The following is a 16,993-nucleotide window of genomic DNA, read 5'->3' on the forward strand; positions in this document are numbered from 1 at the left end:
ATTTTTTTCATAAAGTTGTTGAATTTCTTCTAAATTAATTAAACTTTAATTTAAAAAGTTAAGCTTTTTTACCCAAAAATTAACTCACATTTGCTGAATTTAATTTTGTTTGCAATGCTGTTAAAAATTTTTCAAAACTAGCTTGATTTTGGGATCCATTAACAACAAGACGACCCATTTGGTTTAGTGTTGTTTTTACTTCTTGACGGATTAGCGCACTTCTTGAATCAACTGGATCCATATAAAATGAATTGTGCTGAGGGTCATCATTAACGGTTTTAAAATTTTTAAATGCGGTTCTAAAAGAATTATTTTGTTGAAATTTTTCAGTATTAGCCAAACTTTCACCAAAAACTTGTCTTGTTGGTGCTAGATAATTACCACGAAATGCAACATATTCGCTCGGACTACCATGATATTTTGCCTCACCAGATTGATCTTGGTATGTAAAGTCTTGTTTGTGAGTTAGCATTCATTTTAGGAAATTTTTTGTCGCAATATCTTCTTCCTCATTTGAGTGAAAAGCGATTAAATCTGGACCTTGGTAAGTAAAAATACTTTTTGGATCAGTGCTTGAATTTTTAATTGGCTCTTGGAGGAAAACAACTTCATTTTGATTTAAATGTTTATCACCCCCTGGATTTTCAATGCTGGCATTTTTTAGTAAAAAAATGTCGTTTTTGTCATTTTTATTTGTAAGATTAATTATTTCTGAGTCAGTGTTTTTAATTTTTTCTTGATAAAACTTATAAAAATCATCGCCAAAAACTAAATAAGATTGACCTGAATCTTTATTAGAATCAACAAATTCTTTTACTTTTTTAGCTTGACTGGCGTCATTAGGATCTAAATAAACATTTGAATCAGCATAAGTTGAACTTTTAGTCTCATTTATTAAATGACTGATTTGATTTGTTAAGACATTTTTTAACTCATAAATTGCTTTTTGGGAATCTGTTTGGCTTGGATCGAGTTCGCGAATTTGGTATGCTTGGACATTTGAAGAAAATGGAATTTTTTCACTTTTTCCGTTTACTTGGAAAACAAAATTAGATTTTGACCTTGAAAAACGGCGTTGATAATTACTTGTTGAGGAAATTGCCATGGCAAGTTGGTGATTATTCATCAAATTGTTTGCAAAACTTTCTTGTGAAAATCTTCCTGGATAAAAAATAGCGTCTGTTTTAAAAAGATCTAAAATTTGTTCATAGTTTTTCTTTGTGTTTTGATAACTTTGAGAATTTTTATTAAATAATTTATCAAAACTAACTCGTTCTAATTCTTTTGATTTTTCCCTTGTTACCTCGAACATAAAATTAGAATAATCCCCGCTAGCTGATGCAAAAATTTTGGAAAAAGCTAAATTTTCAATGTCATCAGTTCCAAAAGGAAAATCTCCTGTACCAATGTCAGCAGGTTTTAATACAAATCCTTGTTTAATTCTTTTAGAAAAATCAAAAACTTTATCATAATATTCGAATGTCTCATGCGAAAGTTCAAAATTCTGTCAAGGATTAGGGTTTTTATCATCAAAACTTCGCGGTGTTCATAGCTTTTTAATATGTTCCATGTCTGATTCTGGCAAAGAAAACTGCTCAAAAAAACGCTTATCTGCAGGAGAATCTGCAATTTTAGCGCCATTTTTCTTTGCATTTTCAATAATTCAAGCCATAATAGGTCCGTTTACAACTAAAGTTTGTGAAGATTTAACAAATGGAATTGTATAAATTCCTTTTTCATCAAGAGTTGCTATTTGAGTATTAGACTCGAGAAATTTTGGATGATAAGTATCTTTTATAGCTTGGGCTAAATCTGGGAACTTGTTTAGATCTAAAAGCATTTTATATTTAGCCGCATTTGCTGCAACAGATGGATAATTTATTACGAGATTTAGGGCTTGATTTCTGTCTTTTGCCGAGAAAATTTGAGTGAATTTACCTGTCATTTCGGTATAATCTTTGTCATAATTTGGAGTTAATTTAATTGGTAAATATTCACGATTATTTTGATCTTTAACTTCAGGTTTGCTATTTCAAAGTTTAACAACTTGATCTAAAGCCTGAAATCTTGGTTGATTTTCATTTCAACTTGTTACAAATTGAAGCTCTCCATCTTTATTTCCGTCAAATCCAAATTCCTTACCATTCGTAGTGCCTACTGTACAAGAAACTAAGGCTAATCCTGAGATAAAAAGTGGTGAGAATAAAATTGGTTTTGCTAGTTTTTTCATAGTATTTTGATCCTCTTTGTTTAGTTTTTTTTTTAAAATAAAAAATCATCTCAAAAAATAAATTGTTTAAATTAAAACATGTTAATAAAAACAAACGGTAATTTTTTGAGATGATTTTAAATTTGTAATAATTATAGCACAAATTTTAAAAAAACAAAAAAATTTAAAAATTTATTTTTAACGGCTTTTTAACTAATAATTTACTTAAAAAGCGCATCTTTTTTGCAATTTTGCTGTTAAATCAACTATCTTAAGACTTGGAGCAAGTATAATTCAAAAGCTATTTTGTTATTAATTTGCGAAGTTTTGATTTCTGTATCTAATTTTGCAAGATTAATTATTAATTTTTCAATTTTTTTAATTCCATTTTTATTATATAGTTCGACTGCTTTTCTAAGTTGGAAATCAGAAATATTAAGATTCTTAGTGATATATGAATCTTTTTTACCTGCTTTTTTATGCAAAAAAACAACAAAACTAAGCAATAATTTTGAGTTTATTTGACCTAATAACAAGCCAATTGTATGCCCTTCTAATAATTTTTGTCGGTAAAATTTTAGAACTTTTTTTAAATCAAAATCAACAAATGATTCAATAAAACCTCAAGTAGAATATGATGAATAGTCGCTTATATATTGGCGAATTATTGCTGAATTTATAGGTTTATTTAGAGTTTTTAGCTTTGCAACTTCATTATAAATAATTGAACCATTTAGTGGTAAGCGTGATTCAAGCTCAAAAATTTTGGTTGATTCTAATTCAACTTTAAATTTTTTGAGCATTTGAGCAATAAATTGGCCAACATTTTGTTTTGTAATTTGTGGTACTTCAATAATTTTAGCGGCTTGGGGAGTAAAATGCTTATAAATTCATGAATTTTTAAGAGCAAAATTGGTTAAATTTTCATCAAAAACATATTTAAATATGATTGTGTGTTTTGTTTTTATAATTTTAGAAGCTAATAGATTATTTAATTTTTCATTTTTTGAAAAAAGCAAAAAATTATTAAAAATTAATACTTTTTTTTCGTCAAAAAGCGATGAACCTTCAAGGTTTTCCTGTATAAAATCTAGTGAATCATTTGTAAAAAAATTTATTAACAATGAGTTTTTAATTTCTGGGAGTCTAGAAATTTTTTCTTGGACAAGGAAATTGTCGCTTCCAATGATGAAAAACATACTAATGAAATTATACATGAAATAATTAAAAAAACTAAACTGGATTGAATATTTAAAGTTAAAATTTGAAATTCTTGGATATAGCCAACACTCTGGATGAAAAACTTGCTAATTCATTCAACAATTTGCGGGTTAAAAATGAATATGAGCAAACTTGTGTATAAAAAAGTAAAAAAACCGGTAAAAACAATCGTATTTATTGGCGCCATAAAGTTGTAATAGGAATTTAAAAAAGTTGAAAAAATACTGCTAAAAAAATTTACAAATAAGAAATTAACAACAACTTTGTGCCAATTTTTTGGAAATTTTATCTCATTTATTATTGTTATTATAAAACTAATTGTAAAAGTTAAAACAAATCCTAATGAGTAAAAAATTAAAGGATTTATAGATAAAATTAAAATTCCACTCATTGATAGAAGTTCTATTTTATTAAATTTTTTATTTAAAAATAACTTATTAATTTCAATGAGACCTCAGAATAAAAGACCTCTTAGGAATGAAATTGAAAAATTGAACAAAAATAGTTGAAAAATCAAAAAACAAAAAAACAAAGGCTTGTATATAAATTGCCGTATTTTCAACATTTTCGAAAATCAAAAAAATAATTGTTTAAAAAGATTAATATGAAATCCTGAAATGACAAAAATTTGATAGACTCCAAGATTTACTAATATTTTTCGAAATTCACTAGCATCCACGGGAGTTTCACCAAGAAAAATCATTGGAATTAGTTTTTTTGAATAATTTTCTTGAATTGAGAAAAATTTTCTAACTTTTGAAAAAATAGTATTGCTTTCTTCTAAAAAAGTAATTTTTGCATCTTCTAAAACTAAAAATGAACCTTTTGATTTTAAATACGAAATAAAGTCAAAATTTGATGTGTTTTTAGGTCTAACAAGTTTGCCGCTAAGTTTTAATAGTGTTCCAATTTCGTATTGATTGCCGCGGATAAAAATTTTATCATCGCCAAATTTTACAAAATTCCCAAAACTAACTTTATCAACAACTTTACTTTCAAAACTAATACTTGAATTTGGAATTTTTGGAAACATTAGTCAATAAGATACTAAAAAAAATAACACTAACAACAGCAAAAAAATAATTTTTTTAAATTCACCAACAAAAATTAAAAATGAAACTGATAAAAATAACAATACAACTCAGGTAATTCTAAAATTATCCACTAATAAAATTGTAAAAATACAACTTAAAAAAATTGCTAATCAAGAATAAAATTTTCTTGAAGAATTTTTAAAGTTGCCGAATCAAGATGCAAAGCTCATTCGATTTCTTTTCAAGTTATTTGTTTGTTTTTTGCTTCTTTTAAAAAAGTATGTAATTTTGTTGCTATTTTTTTGTTAGTGATAATTTTTTCTAATGCTTTTAGAGTTATTTTATTTAATTTGGATTTTTTCTCTACAGGTTTTAGTGAAATTTTTTGGTCACTTGTAACTTCTAGTTCGGACTCATATTGGCTAGTGTCATATCCGCGAATTACATCAAAATGAGCAAAAATTTGCCGTCATTTTGTTCCATAGTCAAAAATTTTTGTGCCAGGATTGTGAACTCCGTGTAAAATTGTTATAGAAATCTGTTTCTTTGACCTGACATGAGATTGAAGTTTGTATGCCAAAAACGAGAATCCAGCAAGAGATCCAACCAAAACAATTAAACTGATAACTTGTATTTTTTTCATGTACTTAGTTTAATTTTTTAGCTAGTTTTTCCCTAAAAAAGAAAAAAAACATGAAAAAAGGTTTGTTTTTCATGTTTGCATTTATATTGATAAAAGAAATTTAATTTTAAGGATAAACATTATAATAAATATCCCGAGTTTCCCAGTTTGATGGCAGAAATTCACTTTTTAGTGAATATAAATATGCAAAAATACCGGTAAATCTGTGTTTTTTGACCTAAAATCTTAATTTTTATTATTTTAAAATTAACCTTTTGCAAAAAAAAAAAAAAAATGCTTGGTCAAAAATAAAGTTATGTTATAATTAGCATCACTTAAGAATGAATTAATAAATTTGATATTGAATTAGGGAGGAATAGTTATGTTTTTTGTCTAAAAAATCAGAAAATGCGAATTTTCCATTATGTTTTTAAATATGATGGAATGCCTTAAATTTGACCGTTTAGAAATCTTTAAATTTAAGGCTTTTGGTTATTGTTCTTTCAAAACTTCATATATTTTTTTAGGCTCAATGTAAGTAAAAACGAGTTTTCTATTTACATTGAGTTTAAATAGTAGTTGTATTTTTTTATGATTTTTGTTGTTTTGTTCATAAATTGATTTTTGCCAGTGTTTTAAAATAGGTAATTAACTTTTGCAAAAAAGTTAAAAAAGTGCCCAAAACTAATAAACCAGGACACTTTTTTAAGATGGTTTCATCAAACTGGTAAACTCGGGAGAAATTTAATTTTAAGGATAAAAGTTATAATAAATATTTTTTTGACCCAATATTAAAAATCATATTTTTGAATTTGGCCATGATCACGAGCATTTTTTTAAAATAATTGTTTTGAATAGATATAATAACAACTTCGATAGATAAAATTAAAAACCATGTTACTCACGAAAAAGTAAAAAACGCAGTTCTATCACCGGCAATACCTGTCTGGGAAAGAGTTGAGAGCTTTTGCCCTAATAAAGATCCTCCGAAAATTCCAAAAAGAAGCAAATCATGAATTGAATCTGAAATTTGAACCGATAAATATTTAAAATATTCCTTAAAAATTAACGGGAAAATATAATGAGTTATTGTCTTAAATTTGCTTCATTGGCGAAGTCTTAACAATTTGTATTTTTGCCAGTCGATCGAATTAAGAGTTTCATTTAGTTTTTTTGCCATTCCAAGGCCGTTTTTAATTCCAACAAGAAATGTTACTCATAAAATTGGTTGAACAGCAAAGCTCAAGAAAAGATAAAAAATAACAAGTGACGGGATTATCCTAAAAAAGTTAAGTAAAAATTTAAAGAATGATCATTTAATTCAATGGTTTAATTTTTCATTTGCAGCCAGTAGTCATAAAATTGAAACTACACCAATAATTCCGAGACAGACAATAACTTGAGCTAAAAGTGTTCAAACCATGTAAATTGGATTGTCTAATTTTCCTTGTGAAAAAACACTTCAGTCAAAAACAAAAAGTGATCCAAAAAAACGATTAATTTGATGTTGATTAACTCTTCATGATTCGATATCTAAAATACTAATAATTAATAAGGTCAATATAATAAGTCCAAAAAAAATCCGTAAAATTCAATTGTAATTTACTTTTAGTCATAAAATATATTTATTTTTTTGGTTTATATTAATAGATCTTTTGTGTAATATAAATTTATTAAAGAAAATTATTAAAAATTCCAAAAAAGTAGCAAAAACTAATAAAACTGTAAGTGGAATTCCGACAATTTTTCAACCTAATGCAGGATTTTGAACTCCATCATTAATTAAAATTCCAATACCAATAACACCAGTTGCTGAAATAATCGTTGTTCAGCGAATATTTGCTTCAAAACTGAATAAAAATAATCCAAGAAATTTATTAATTACAAAAGGTCAAATTTCATTTTTAAATGCAAAAAAGCGATTTTTTCCTTTAATTATCGCTTTTTGATACCCACTTAAATCAAGCGAGTTTAAAAAGGAATAAAAATACCGATGTAACCAAATTCAAGAAAATCAAGTCACAATTAAAATTGCCGCTAATTTTGGAGCAAAAATAAGTTTTAAGGGATCAATTATAAACGGAATTGGGAAAGATTTAAGAATTATAATAATTCATCAAATTACACTTTTTAAATATTTATTTTTAATAAATTGTGAGCTAAAAAGTGCAGAAAAAAAAGCAAGAGTTGCACCGATAAAAGTGCCAAGGAATGTGTATTTAATTGTGATTCATAAAAATCTCATACTTAAAGAAAAAACTGAATCACTATAATAAGGATGTTTGTTGGAAAAAGCAAACAAGTCAGTTAAATTTTTTTTAAAAAGTGTCCAACCATTATAATTAATTTCTGAAAAAATTGAATAAAAAGATACAATAAACAAGACTAAAAAAATAAATGCAAAAAAAACTTTTGTTTTTTTAAATCTTTGGTAAGGCTTATTTTTAAATGCACTAATGATCGTCATCTTCATTGTCATCCTTGCCAAATATTGAATCTATTTGTTCTTGGTCAATATCTGAAAATGAATTAAAAAAGTTAGCAGTTCCATTGTTTATTAGTAAAATTCTGCCATCATATTTTTTCACTAAATTAATATTATGAGAAATAATAATTGTGATTGAATTATTTAATTTCCCAAAATTAATAATTAAATCAATAATTTTTGCAGCTGTTTTTGGATCAAGGGCTGAAGTTGGCTCGTCAGCAAGAATTATTTTTGGGTGGTGTAACATGAGCTTTGCAATTTCAACTCGTTGTTGCTGACCTCCTGATAAGTCCTGAAAAATAGAATAAATTTTTTCTTCCAAACCAAGTTGGCTCATAATTTTAATTATTTGTTCTCGTTGATTTTTGGTTGGAATCGCAAATAAACTATAAAAAATATTTTTATACTTAGGTAAATTTTTTGCTAAATTTAAATAAACACTTTGAAAATTTATTGAAGTTGGCGTTTGAGTAAGATAACCAACTGTTTTTAAAAATTTTTTTTTATTTTTTTTGTTTTGATCTAATAAATTTTGTTCTTGCCAAATTAGCTTGCCTGAAACAAAAATATTTTGTAAAATTGACAAAAAAAACGAAGATTTACCTTGACCACTTGGACCAATTACAAATAAAAGTTCTGCATTGCATAACTTAAAATTAAGAGGATTTATTAAATTTTTTCCGTTTTTATCATGTCTAAATGAAAAATCTTCAAAAATTAGACAGTTTTTAGTTTGATTTTGATTGGGCATAAATCTTACGGAATTCAGGGTCTTGTTGATTTACTTTTCTATAACCATTGTACCCAACATTTGGACCATATTCATCTTTTCCGTTTTTTGCCAGGTTAATAAATGCTTGAGAAATTAAATCAGCTTGAATTTTATTAAAACGAGGACGGAATGAACCAATATCATATGAAGCTGGGTTTGTTAGCATAAAAATTTCAACTTTAGAGTCTGGTTTAGAGTCTGTTTCGCTTGAAGTATATTGTTTTGAATCTTTTTTATTTTCAGTTCAAGCAAAAGAAGCCTCATCATCAAAAGCGATTCTAAAATTTGGATCTTGACCAATTGTATAGCCATCTCCTTGAATATATTTATCTGAATGCTCTAGTCGATCTTCATTTAAACTAGCTGATCTAAAACTTGAACCAAAATGTTTTTTTAGAATAAAATTCTGCATTTTAAATTTTCCAGCAGAAGTTAGTTTTCCATGAATTATTCCATAATTTCTAAATTTACGTCAGTCTTTATCATGTCAACTTTTTTTAATTTCAGCTCTTGTTTTTTCATCACCATAAATCATAATCATACCACGGTAATATGAAATTATTTTTCGTGGGTTTGAATCATCATATAAAAATCGATAGGCAATTGTGTCTCATTTTTGCGCATCGTTTTCGTTACTTGACCATTCATTATAAGGAGTTTTATTAAATAGTTCATCTAATTGTTTTGCGCCTTTATATAATGGGTCATTTTCTGTTCCATCGGTGTAAAAAACCGCCGATTCAGGGCTATTTTTAAAAGCTCATGTTAAAGTTTGAAGACCATTATAAAGTTGTTTGTCTTGGTCATCCTCGATAGTTGTAGTTGCATCGGCAATTGCAAAATCAAGCGCACCATCTGAGTTATTTGATGATTTTAATTGCAAAATTTTTGCTTTTGCATCATCAATTCCAACAAAATCAAAACTCACATCAGGCAAGTCTTTAGTTTCTGGATTTGCCTCTTTTAGTTTTTTAAATTCTTCTGTTAAATTGGTAAGAAATTTATTAACACGATCAGGTTCTTTAGATTTAAGTTGAAATCAACTTTGACCTAAACCAAGGTTAACTTTTGTATCTCATGTTTGAGCTAGTTGCTCTGGATTTTGATCAGCAGTATTGATACATGCAGAAAGTACTAATGGTACTGTTAAAAAAGAAGAAAGAAAAGACAATTTTTTTAAAAAAGTTCTTTTTTTAGATTGAAATTTATTTTTTTTCGTCATTACAAACAATTTTCCTTTTGTGTTTTAGTAAACAAGGTGTTTTATGACGATTTTAGCATTCGCTTTAAAAGAAAAAGGACAAACTCGTTACGCTAGTATTACCTAGATCAACTTTTAAGAGTTTTTCTCAGCCCAAAATGGACACCTCTGTTTACCTAGTTAAAATTATAGCATAATCATTTAAAAAATTTGACAAAAAATAGTATGAAAAATCTAACTTTTTTTTCAAAAAAAATTCATTTTTTAATTAAATTTAAGGATTTTTTAACAAAAAGCAAAAATTTTTTATATAAACATTTTAGTGATAAAACTTGTTTTTAAATTTTTTAAATATTCAACTTTTTGCTCATAAGCGAGAATTAGTGAGTCAAAAGTCTCAAAAAGTTGAGAAATTTTTTGTTGTTCAATAATATCTGGGGTGAATTTTAGCTCAATTTTGAGTACATTTGAGCTAATTAAATGTGGGATCGTCCCTTGAGAAATGAATTTTTTGGAGTTTTTTTCGAACTGAATTGCAAAAAGTGTACTTTCAGGATATTTTTTTGAAGTCAAAATTCCACAATTAGAGGTAGCAAAAAATTTTTCTTGAATAAATTTAGCCGATCCAGGATTTCCATGAGTTGAAAAAATTATCTTTTTTTGCGCCAAATATTCGTTATAATAACCAAATATTCCGTGATTTTTTATTTGTGATGAATAAACCGGGTAGATGTATCCGCGGTCTCTCTCTCTCTCTCTCTCTCTCTCTCTCTCTCTACAGGTCTAGTTTTTATTTGGTTTTTGGTTAACGTTTGACCTCGGGAAATCTCAAATAAATTTTTAACTTGGTCAGTAATTCAGGCTGATTTGAAACCTTTAAATCTAATTGAAGGAAAATTTGAACTTAAATTAGCAAACATTTTATTACTGAAATGATTTTTAAGATTTTTCAGGAGGCTTATTTTTTCTTCAAATTTATAAGCTAAGTTTTCAAGTGTCTCAAAAAGTTGGGAAATTTTCCCTTGTTCACTGATATTAGGAGTAAATTTTAACTCAACTTGAGCCATATCCTCGTTTTTTAGAGAAGGAACAATACTTCTTGAGACTCATTTTTTGGTTTGCAATCCTATTCCAATAGCAAAAAATTCGTTTTCAGGATATTTTTTTGAAGTCAATATGCCACAATGACCAGTTGCAAAAAATTTTCCTTTTCGAAAATTAACAATTCCGGCATTCCCGTCGGCTGTGTATGTTATTACATTTTCAACCAAAAATTCTTTATAATAGCCCAAAATACCGTGATTTTCTATTTGCGAAGAATAAACTGGGTAAATATATTTTCCTGAAACAAATGTCCGAAAATCTTTTTTGGTTAAATTTTCACCGCGAGTTATTAAAAATAAGTCCCCTACTTTTTTTGTTAGTCATGCTGAGTCAAATTGTTTAAATCTAATTTGTGGGTAACATATTTTTTTTAACATTAGATATCCTTAAATTAAAACAAAAAAATAATTTGAATATTTTACTACAAATTCACCAAATCTAGTTTAAACAATGTAAATTTGACTATTTTTAAATAAAAGTTAATGTCTTAATTAAAAAAATCGCCTTGAATTTAAAAGCCTGTCAAGACAAAAAATATTGCAAAAAATGTAATTTTGTGACCTAAATTTTAATTTTGACAAAATCTAGACAAAATTAAAATTTATTATTAGATTTTACACTTTTATAAATAAAAAAATCTTATCTAAATGGTATAATTAAATTAAAAAAACAGAAAAAAGGGGGGCTAAAAATGGACAACACCATTAAACAAAAATATATAATGACACTTGATTCAGGAACAACATCATGCCGTAGTTTGGTTTTTGACAAAAATGGCGATGTAATTTCCCTTTCTCAAAAAGAATTTCAACAATATTACCCACAATCAGGTTGGGTTGAACATGATGCAAATGAAATTTGAAACACTCAACTTTATACAATGCAAAGCGCAAAAACTCGCGCTAATTTAAAATCAGATGACTTTATCGCACTTGGTGTTACAAACCAACGTGAAACTGTGGTTTTGTGAGACAAAACAACCGGTGAGCCGGTTTATAATGCGATCGTTTGGCAAGATCGCCGCACAAGTGACTTTTGTGGTGAACTAATTTCACAAGGTCACCAAGATTATATAAGACAAAAAACTGGACTTTTAATTAATCCGTATTTTAGTGCAACAAAAATACGTTGAATTTTAAAAAATGTCCAAAAAGCTAAAGATGTTTTAGCCCAAGGTAACCTTTTGGCCGGAACAATTGACACTTGACTTATTTGAAAATTAACTCAAGGAAAAACTCACGCAACCGATGTCTCAAATGCTTCAAGAACAATGATGTTTGACATCAAAGAGAGAAAATGAGACCAAAAAATACTTGATTTATTAGAAATACCGGTCGAAATTTTGCCAAAAGTTTTACCTTCTGCGGCCGATTATGGAATCGTTGAACCTAGTTTGTGATCAATTAATGCAAAAGGAAAAGTACCAATTTATGGAGTTATTGGTGACCAACAATCTGCTTTGTTTGGACAACTTTGTACTGAAGTTGGAATGGTAAAAAATACCTATGGAACTGGATGTTTTACTTTAGCAAATACAGGCCAAAAAATTGTTGAATCAAAAAATAACCTTTTAACAACAATTGCCTGACAAATTGGTGATAGTCCGGTTGAGTATGCCCTTGAAGGTTCAGTTTTTATTGCTGGTGCAACAATTCAGTGACTTCGTGATGGACTTGGTATAATCGAAAATGCTGCTGATACTGATTATTTTATTTCCAAAACTGATAAAGATGACCACCGGACAATTTTAGTTCCATCTTTTACCGGACTTGGAGCTCCTTATTGAGATTCTTATTCTCGGGGGGCGATTTTTGGACTTGAAAGAGGAACAAGAAAAGAACATATTATTAAAGCTGCCCTTGAGTCAATTGCTTTTCAGTCAAACGATTTAATTAAAGCGATGAAATCTGACTTAGGCCAAGAAATTACTCTAATGAAAGTTGATGGTGGTGTTTCTAAAAGTGACTTTTTAATGCAATTCCAATCATCAATTTCTCAACTTGAGATTTCAAGACCAAAAAACACCGAAACAACAGCAATGGGTGCGGCTTTTCTTGCAGGATTGCATTCTAAATTCTGAAAATCAATTGACGAATTAAAACAAATTTCGCAAATTGACAAAACATTTAAACCACAACTTGAGCAAAATCAGGTTGAAAAATTAGTTGCAAATTGAGATCTTGCTGTTAAAAAAACTCTAAATTGAGTAAAAGACATTAAATAAAAGGAAATTTTACATGGAAAATATCATTTTTTTATCTGAATTTCTTGGAACGGCAACACTAATTTTACTTGGAAATGGTGTTAATTATTCTGTAAGTGCAACAAAAATGTTTGCAAATCAATCAGGAAAATGGATTGTTATTGCTCTTGGTTGGGCTCTTGGTGTGCTTTTAGGAATTATTGTTGCAAACGGGGTAGCTCCTAGCACTTCTGTTGCCCATTTAAATCCGGCAGTTTCAATTTTTTTTGCTATTAGCCAAAAAAATGCCGAGCTTTTAGTACTTATTCCTTTCCAATTTTTAGGAGCAATTTTTGGCCAGATAATTCTAAATACAATTAACTGAAGTCATATTAAAGAAACAAAAGCGGAAGTTATTGCTTCATGTCACCACACCGGGCCAGCATTTAAAAAATCTTATGTAGGTAACTTTTTATACGAATTTATCGGAACTATTGTCTTAATTAGTACAATTGCATTTTTAGGTAACTCCTTTAAAACAATGGGGCCAGTAATTGTTGCATTGATTGTGCTTTCAATTGGATTATCACTTGGTTCTTCAACTGGTTATGCTATAAATCCAGCGCGTGATTTTGGTCCAAGATTTATGTTTTTTCTTACTTCATTTGTCTTAAAAAAACATAATAATTTCTTAAATGTTGATAACTGAAAAGAAATTTACGGATTTGATTATTCATGAAATCCAATTATTGCCCCTAGTTTAGCTGCGGTTTTACTTGGTTTTGCGATTTAGTTTGCCCGTTTTACTAGGTTTTTTGAATTTATTTCTTGGAAATTTTTATGTAATTTGCTATAATTTAAATTTAATATTTTGCTTAGAGGTGTTTATGATAAGGCGTAAAAAATCGTTATTTTTCTTGTTAATAAGTTCAGGAAGTTTGCTCTTGACTTCTTGTGGGATTGCTACATCTCGAATTGAATTACAAAATAATAGTGATAAAAATTCCCAAGTTCTGTTTGAAAAAAATGATTCAGTTCAAAAAGAGACTCTTGCACCTCAAACAACTAGCGATTTGTTAGATAATTCAAAAATCCAGCCTACCGAAAAAAACACTTTTAAACAAGAAACCAATCAAAAATTGAATCAAATCACAACCACAACTACAAATAATAACAAACCAAAAACAGTCAAAAAACAAATTTTAAAAAATTTTAACCAACAACCACAACAGCAACCTTCAAGCTCTACAAGTAACAAAAAAACTGAAATCATCCCTAAAAAACAGGCAAAACCGGTTGTTTCTACAAATTTTTCACAAAAATATTGGCAACTAGAAGCCGATGTCAAGAATTTTATTAATACTGAATTAAAAGAGCTCAAGCACGAATTTTTTAGGGATAAATTAAATCAAGCAATTGATGAGGTTGAATACAAAACAATTTATGACCAAAAAAATCAAAATGAAGCCTTTTTCAAAAATAGCATTGAAAAACTAACAAAAGTTTTTGACGAAGTTAAGGTTAATTACAAAAATTCAACTAATTTTTTGCAAATAATTCAGCCAAAAATTCAAGGCGAAAAACCAAAAGAAAAAGACGAAAATTCTTATCCTTTGGGGATTGAAAAATACCAAGATTATCAAGGTAATTTAAATTCCAATAATTCTGCCAAAAGTTTTATGAATTTAATTGATCCAAAAGATGTAAGAGATTTTGAATATCAAGGTTATGACGAAAAAAATCGCAAAAAAGTTGCTGATTTTACTAAAAAATTAATCGAAGATGCTAAGCCAAAAACTGACGAAGAAAAAATAAAAATTATTTTTGACTGAATAGTTAAAAATGTAAAATATGCTTGAAATCTAAGTCGGACTCCCGCAGTTGAACCTTCGGCTGTTTTAGAAGAATTATACGCTGTTTGTGGTGGTTATTCTAATTTATATAAGGCGATGCTTGATTCGATTGGTGTTAAAAATTCAATTGTCATTGGTTGATCAAAATTTGGTCCACACCAGTGAAATTTAGTTTTTGATTCAAAAACTAAAGATTTTTTTCACTCAGATCCAACTTGAGGGCAATTTAGAAGAAATGATGCTGAATTTGCAAAAGATCATAAAGCCTTCAAAATTCTTGACTCATATTATTTAGAAAACGACCAAACTTATGAATATAATTTAGGTGTTTCGCTTGTTTCTGCTAACACTAGCGATGTTAGACCTGCCACTGAAATTAAAAATAAGTCTAAAGTAGTCGGTATTTCTAACGATTTTCTAAAAAAAGCAAGCAAATTATATATTGGTCCAAATGTTAGGCGAATTGATTATCAAAGTGGAACTTTTAACGTTAAAAGTATTGAAGTTGATCCCCAAAATCCTTATTTTGCCTCAAAAGAGGGCGTTTTATATAATAAAAACTTGACAAAATTAATTATAATGCCTGAAAAATACGATTTTTCTTCGTTTGTTTTGCCAAAAACAGTACAAGAAATCGAGGATTACAAATTTTCTCTGAATGCAAAAAATTTAGAAAAAATCACTGTTGAGCCGGGAAATTACTATTTTAGAGATTATGGCGGAATTTTATACAACAACGATTTAAGCAAAATTATTGTTATACCTAAAAATTATAAAGGCAAAATTATTACTGCTAAAAATGTTAAATTAGATGCTCATACTTTTGCAAATAATCCAAAAATAACTGAAATTGAAATTAGCCAAGGCGTAAAAGAAATTCCTGATTTTACTTTTAATTCGCTAAGTTCGCTTTTAATTATTAAAATACCACAAAGCCTTGAAAAATTTTCTGAAAATGCTTTTGTAGGAATGGATCCAAAAAAACTAAAAATAATTCACCCGCCAAACATTGATAAAAATGTTGCCAATGTTCTAAACAAATTAAAAAAGATGCAATAAATCATTGCATCTTTTTTAATTTGGAAAAATGTATGAATATTAGCTAGATTGATCTAAAATTACTTTTTTATTAAGTTTATTTGATTTTCAACCAATTTTACAATTTCTAAAGCAATTGCAGGAGCTGCTGATAAACCTGGCGACTGCATTCCGGCAGCAAAAATAAAATTAGGATCTTTATAAGAAGCCCGAATAACAAAATCGCTATCCTGAATTTCGATCGGCCTTGAGCCTGCAAGTGCAAAAATTGTTTCCTGATAATCTAAAGTAGGAATAATTTTATGACCAATTTTTTGAATTTGCTCAACAAGATTAAAATCAAGACAATTTACCTTTGATTTATCGATATTTTCTTCTGCTGTTGGTCCAACTAAAATATTACCATCAGGACGAGGCGCAACAATCACACCTTTTCCATATTTTTGCGGCACTAGAAAATAAACATCTTTTATATCAGGGTGATTTTTAAGAATTAAATATTGACCTCTTCTTTGTTTTTGGCTAAATTCGGAAAATCCAGCTAATTTTCCAATTTCATCAGCATAATGACCGGCGCCGTTAATAATAATTTTAGTTTGAAAAAATTTATTTTCATCATTATTTGTTTCAATTTCAAATAAATTTTGATCATTTTTTGAAATTGAAACAACTTTTGTATTAGTATAAGAATCAACACCATTTTTAAGGGCAATTTCTAAAAAAGCAAGACTAGATTTGACCGGATCAATAACTCAAGAATTATCACACTCAAGTGCTAAAGATGCTTGTTTTGAAACTAAAGGATGTTGAGTTTCTAGCTCTTTTTTCGATAAAACTCTTAAATGTGACTGACTAAGTCCGTTGATAATTCCGCGCTCATAAAGATCATGAATAATTTTTTCTTCTTCAGAATCAAAGGCAAGAACAACGCTTTTTGCTTGTTGACGAGGAAAATCTACTTTTGGAAATATGTTTTCAATTCACAATTTATGTCCTAAAACATTAAATTTTGCTTTTAATTTATGCGGTTTTGCGTCAAAACCACAGTGAATTATTCCTGAATTTCCTGTTGTAGTTTCTGATGCAGCATATTTTTTTGCTTCAAGAATTGCAATTTTTAGTTTAAATTTACTCAATTCATAAGCAATATTTGTGCCGATTATCCCTGCACCAATAATAACTACATCATATTGTTGCAATTTTTTAGTTTCCATATGCGACTAATTCCTTTTAATAATTTTATAATTTAATAATTATATCAAAATAATC

At 28.1% G+C, this 16,993-nt stretch carries 13 protein-coding genes and 1 riboswitch; of the genes, 3 read left to right on the plus strand and 10 right to left on the minus strand.

All coding sequences use genetic code 4. The features are described from left to right. Positions 1 to 79: 79 nt before the first annotated feature. From U3G01_RS01740 to U3G01_RS01780, 9 genes are all read right to left on the minus strand, one after another. Entirely contained in the window at positions 80 to 2,230 is a 2,151-nt protein-coding gene (locus U3G01_RS01740; RefSeq protein ID WP_255030999.1) for a P68 family surface lipoprotein, read from the minus strand. Between the two features lie 245 nt (positions 2,231 to 2,475). Next, the gene (gene holA / locus U3G01_RS01745; RefSeq protein ID WP_255031000.1) at positions 2,476 to 3,408 is read right to left on the minus strand and encodes a DNA polymerase III subunit delta; all 933 of its coding nucleotides are present in this window, start codon (positions 3,406 to 3,408) and stop codon (positions 2,476 to 2,478) included. Further along, positions 3,327 to 4,463, minus strand: a complete 1,137-nt coding sequence (locus U3G01_RS01750; protein ID WP_255031002.1) for a ComEC/Rec2 family competence protein — start codon at positions 4,461 to 4,463, stop codon at positions 3,327 to 3,329. Before U3G01_RS01750 ends, holA begins: the two co-directional genes overlap by 82 nt. Positions 4,464 to 4,630: 167 nt before the next feature. Beyond that, a complete protein-coding gene (locus U3G01_RS01755; RefSeq protein ID WP_255031004.1) occupies positions 4,631 to 5,107 on the minus strand; it encodes an MAG0490 family ComEA-like DNA-binding protein in 477 nt (158 codons plus the stop codon). 742 nt (positions 5,108 to 5,849) lie between these two features. Then, positions 5,850 to 7,553 (minus strand): ABC transporter permease subunit, encoded by a 1,704-nt coding sequence (locus U3G01_RS01760; RefSeq protein ID WP_326564860.1) that lies wholly within the window; start codon positions 7,551 to 7,553, stop codon positions 5,850 to 5,852. Further along, positions 7,540 to 8,325, minus strand: a complete 786-nt coding sequence (locus tag U3G01_RS01765; protein WP_069099800.1) for an ATP-binding cassette domain-containing protein — start codon at positions 8,323 to 8,325, stop codon at positions 7,540 to 7,542. Before U3G01_RS01765 ends, U3G01_RS01760 begins: the two co-directional genes overlap by 14 nt. Further along, positions 8,303 to 9,568: an ABC transporter thiamine pyrophosphate-binding lipoprotein p37/Cypl gene (gene cypl, locus U3G01_RS01770; RefSeq protein ID WP_069098379.1), complete on the minus strand. Its 1,266-nt coding sequence runs from the start codon at positions 9,566 to 9,568 to the stop codon at positions 8,303 to 8,305. The genes U3G01_RS01765 and cypl overlap by 23 nt, the downstream gene beginning before the upstream one ends. 67 nt (positions 9,569 to 9,635) lie before the next feature. After that, positions 9,636 to 9,727: riboswitch (TPP riboswitch) on the minus strand. A gap of 126 nt (positions 9,728 to 9,853) precedes the next feature. Next, positions 9,854 to 10,279 carry a restriction endonuclease subunit S gene (locus U3G01_RS01775; protein ID WP_308700463.1) on the minus strand — a complete coding sequence of 142 codons (426 nt, stop codon included), beginning with the start codon at positions 10,277 to 10,279 and terminating at the stop codon, positions 9,854 to 9,856. Further along, positions 10,252 to 11,028 carry a restriction endonuclease subunit S gene (locus U3G01_RS01780; RefSeq protein WP_326564861.1) on the minus strand — a complete coding sequence of 259 codons (777 nt, stop codon included), beginning with the start codon at positions 11,026 to 11,028 and terminating at the stop codon, positions 10,252 to 10,254. Before U3G01_RS01780 ends, U3G01_RS01775 begins: the two co-directional genes overlap by 28 nt. Before the next feature lie 314 nt (positions 11,029 to 11,342). Here U3G01_RS01780 and glpK point away from each other — a divergent pair, with 314 nt between their 5' ends. The 3 genes from glpK (at position 11,343) to U3G01_RS01795 (ending at position 15,745) form a co-directional block, all read left to right on the plus strand. Beyond that, on the plus strand, positions 11,343 to 12,875 hold the full coding sequence (gene glpK, locus U3G01_RS01785) for a glycerol kinase GlpK (RefSeq protein WP_255031013.1): 1,533 nt from the start codon (positions 11,343 to 11,345) through the stop codon (positions 12,873 to 12,875). A gap of 13 nt (positions 12,876 to 12,888) precedes the next feature. Next, positions 12,889 to 13,626 carry an MIP/aquaporin family protein gene (locus U3G01_RS01790; RefSeq protein WP_255031014.1) on the plus strand — a complete coding sequence of 246 codons (738 nt, stop codon included), beginning with the start codon at positions 12,889 to 12,891 and terminating at the stop codon, positions 13,624 to 13,626. A 94-nt stretch (positions 13,627 to 13,720) separates the two neighbouring features. Continuing rightward, entirely contained in the window at positions 13,721 to 15,745 is a 2,025-nt protein-coding gene (locus tag U3G01_RS01795) for a leucine-rich repeat protein (RefSeq protein WP_255031015.1), read from the plus strand. A gap of 59 nt (positions 15,746 to 15,804) precedes the next feature. Here the strand turns inward: U3G01_RS01795 and glpO are convergent, their stop codons facing one another. Then, positions 15,805 to 16,938, minus strand: coding sequence for a type 2 glycerol-3-phosphate oxidase (glpO, locus tag U3G01_RS01800; RefSeq protein ID WP_255031016.1), 1,134 nt, complete (start codon positions 16,936 to 16,938; stop codon positions 15,805 to 15,807). Positions 16,939 to 16,993 lie beyond the last annotated feature (55 nt).

Origin of the sequence: Mesomycoplasma ovipneumoniae (assembly GCF_035918255.1) — a bacterium.
Lineage (GTDB): Bacteria > Bacillota_I > Bacilli_A > Mycoplasmatales > Metamycoplasmataceae > Mesomycoplasma > Mesomycoplasma ovipneumoniae_A.